This window comes from Kitasatospora sp. MY 5-36, assembly GCF_001182915.1.
Classification (GTDB): domain Bacteria; phylum Actinomycetota; class Actinomycetes; order Streptomycetales; family Streptomycetaceae; genus Kitasatospora.
In genome coordinates this window covers 1-3,048 of sequence record NZ_LFVW01000950.1, presented here as the reverse complement: position 1 = coordinate 3,048, position 3,048 = coordinate 1, and the positions used below count along the sequence as shown (strand labels likewise).

Below are 3,048 nucleotides of genomic sequence, written 5' to 3'. Positions count from 1 at the left end.
GGGCCGCCGGGGCGCCACGCGGTACGGCCCGTCGACCGGGCGCGGCGCTCCCGCGGATCGGGGCTTCGCTTACGCGGGCCGGGGCTCCGGGGGGTCCGGCCTCAGCGCTCCCGCAGGTCGGGGACCACCTCGCGCAGGCGCTCGGCGCCGATCGCGCCCGCCCGCAGCAGGACCGGCACCTCGCCGGTGATGTCCACGATCGAGGAGGGCACGGCGGCCGCGGTCGGGCCTCCGTCGAGGTAGACGGCCACCGAGTCGCCGAGCATGCCCTGGGCGGCGTCGCAGTCCTGCGGCGAGTCGTGCCCGGTCAGGTTCGCGCTGGAGACGGCCAACGGCCCGGTGGCGTTGAGCAGTTCGATGGCGACCGGGTGCGCGGGCATCCGCACCGCGACCGTCCCGTTGGTCTCGCCGAGGTCCAGCTCGACCGAGTCCAGGTGGCGGGCGACCACGGTCAGCCCGCCCGGCCAGAACTCCTTGACCAGGTCCCGCGCGCGCTCCGTCACCTCGACCAGCCCGTCCAGCGCCTCCGGGGAGCCGACCAGCACCGGCGAGGGCATGTTCCGTCCCCGGCCCTTGGCGCGCAGCAGGCGGTCGACGGCCCGCGGTGCGAAGGCGTCCGCGCCCACGCCGTACACGGTGTCCGTGGGCAGGACGACGAGTTCACCGCGGCGCACCGCGGCCACGGCCTCGCGCAGCCCGGCCGCGCGCTCCGACGGGTCCGAGCAGTCAAAACGACGAGTCATCAGGGGTCTCCACCGGCGGGCCGCCGGCCCGCCCCGTTCCTCCGGCCCGGCCACCTCTCCGGCCGGACACGACCTGGTCAGCCTACCCGTCCCGCTCCCGCCGCCCGGCCACGCCCCGGGGTCGCGGTGTGCGGGGCTCCTCGGCCGCCCGGGTGGCTCGGGACAGTGCCGCCGTACCGGGCCGCCTTCCCCGGGGGCGGGCGGTGGCGGGCGGACGTAGGTTGCGCACATGACCAGTGACGAGACGGTCCCGGCCGTGGGAGTGCGTCCGCTGGACGAGGTGTTCGCCGCGATCGACAAGGTCAACCGGCGGCCCCGGCCCTGGACCGGCTTCGAGCACGGCGTGCTCGGCGCCTACCGGTGGGCCGCCGGCGCCCAGGTCGCGGCCCCGGTCACCGCCGCCGCCACGGCCGGCTCCATCGGCCCGTGCCTCGCCCAGCTGCTGGCCGAGTGCCAGGCCGCCGCCGTCCGCCTCCACCTCGTCCGCACCCAGGGGGCGGACCACACCTACGTCCTCGGCGTCCACCGGGCACTGGCCTGGCTCTGCGGGCTGCACGAGGACCGTCCCTGAACGACCGTCCCCGAGCCCGCCGGGCCCGGGGCGTCGAACGGGTGGCGCACGGCGCTGAACAGGGCGCAGGCCCGGTCAGTAGTAGTGGCGGCGGCCGCCGACGGCGTGCCCGAGCGTTCCGGCGAGCCACAGGACCAGGCCGACCACGGCCAGCACGATGCCGATGGTCCACAGGATCGAGATTCCGGTGACGAAGCCGATGATGAGCAGGATGACGCCGAGGAGTATCACGAGGGTCTCCCGGGTTGGTGGGTGGCTGTCGGCGGGGGCGGCCCGGTCGGCCCGAACCGGCCGCAGCGGTCGTCCCCGGGGATCGGGGCCTGTCCTGCCCGGCCCGTCTCCACACCCCCCGCGTCTACCGCGCCTCGGCCCGGGCAAACCGCCCCGCCACTCCCCCGTCAGCGCCGGTGGCGGCCGCCCTGCCGGCGGGGCGGGGCAGCCACCCGGGGCGCGGGCAGGAAGAGCCGGGCCAGCTCGCGGCCCAGGTTGACGCCGATGGCGAGGGCCATCGCCATCGCGGCGGCCCGCCCGATGCCGCTCAGCCCGATCTCGGGTTCGCCCCGGACGAAGGCCAGCATCCCGAAGTACAGCACCGAGCCGGGCAGCAGCGGCCCCAGGGCGGCGGTGATGTGCGGCAGCGCCGAGCTGCCCCGGCAGCGCGCCATGAGCTGGCCGGACAGGCCGACCAGCCCGGCGGCCAGACCGGTGGCCAGGATCGGCTCGCCGCCCGCGTTCACCAGCACCCCGTACGTGGTCCAGCCGGCCGCGCTGTTCAGCAGGACCGCCGGCAGCGTGGCCGGCTCGGTGTTCAGCAGCACCGCGAACGCCAGGGTGAGCAGCACCGCGGCGGCGAGTTGCAGCGGGGGGTTGACCGCCCCGGGCGGGACGTCCTGGGCGGCGAGGTCGGCGCCGTTGTTGACGCCGACGTAGAGCACCGTCATCACCCCGACCACCACGCCGGTCATCAGGTAGAGCGCTTCGAGCAGCCGGGCGGCGGCGGTGAGGTAGAAGCCCGCCAGGCCGTCCTGGGCCGCCGCCACCATGGGCCACCCCGGCAGCACCGCGAACAGCCCGCCGGTGATCACCACCGATCCGCGCAGGTGCAGACCGTTGAACGAGAGCAGGATGCCGATCACGGCGGCGGGCACCGCCGCCACCACGAACTGGTAGAACGCCGGGAGGTCGTGGCGCGCCACCAGGGCCGAGAAGCGCTCGCCCACCAGCGCGGCGACGACGGCGCTGGCGAACACCAGCCAGGCCCGGGCGTCGGCCCGGCCGCCGATCAGCAGTGTGGCGGCCCCGGCCATCCCGCCGCAGGAGAGCACGAACAGCCGGCCGGAGTACCGGCGGCGGCGACGGCGGGCCGCCACCAGGCGGCCGTGCGCCTCGGGGACGGCCATCCCGCCCACGGCGATCTCGGTGACCAGCCGGAACACCAGGGCCAGCCGCGCGTAGTCGACGGCCGGGCGGCGCACCGAGCACTCGGCGGTCAGCGAGGGCTCCGACGGGCCGGGCTGGTAGGAGATCGCCACCCGGGTGAAGGTCACCTGCGGGTCGCAGGGCTGGACCCGGTAGGCGTGGGCGACGGCGAGCATCGCGGCCTCGACGTCCTCCGCCGCCTCGCCGCTGGCCAGCAGCAGCTCGCCGACCAGCAGCGCGAGGTCCAGCACCCGGGCCGGCTCGACGCCCGTCGGCGGGTCCGCGCCGGCCCCCTCCGGCGCGGGCCGGCGGTCG

4 protein-coding genes are annotated in these 3,048 nt (G+C 76.6%); 1 reads left to right on the top strand and 3 read right to left on the bottom strand.

Annotation, left to right across the window (positions count from 1 at the left end; translation table 11 throughout):
* Positions 1-101 precede the first annotated feature (101 nt).
* Entirely contained in the window at positions 102-743 is a 642-nt protein-coding gene (locus AE652_RS38680; RefSeq protein WP_049660133.1) for an L-threonylcarbamoyladenylate synthase, read from the bottom strand.
* 229 nt (positions 744-972) lie between these two features.
* On the opposite strand from AE652_RS38680, the gene AE652_RS38675 reads away from it, so the two are divergent.
* On the top strand, positions 973-1,314 hold the full coding sequence (locus tag AE652_RS38675; RefSeq protein ID WP_049660132.1) for a hypothetical protein: 342 nt from the start codon (positions 973-975) through the stop codon (positions 1,312-1,314).
* Between the two features lie 75 nt (positions 1,315-1,389).
* Here the strand turns inward: AE652_RS38675 and AE652_RS47620 are convergent, their stop codons facing one another.
* Complete coding sequence (locus AE652_RS47620) at positions 1,390-1,545, bottom strand: DUF6131 family protein (RefSeq protein ID WP_143204583.1); 156 nt, start codon at positions 1,543-1,545, stop codon at positions 1,390-1,392.
* A 167-nt stretch (positions 1,546-1,712) separates the two neighbouring features.
* The coding region (locus tag AE652_RS38670) for a threonine/serine exporter ThrE family protein (RefSeq protein ID WP_049660130.1) at positions 1,713-3,048 on the bottom strand (1,336 nt) is incomplete at its 5' end.

Excerpts from the sequence above, each read along its gene's own strand:
- AE652_RS38680 (WP_049660133.1), bottom strand. The coding sequence starts at position 743 with ATGACTCGTCGTTTTGACTGCTCGGACCCGTCGGAGCGCGCGGCCGGG.
- AE652_RS38675 (WP_049660132.1), top strand. The coding sequence starts at position 973 with ATGACCAGTGACGAGACGGTCCCGGCCGTGGGAGTGCGTCCGCTGGAC.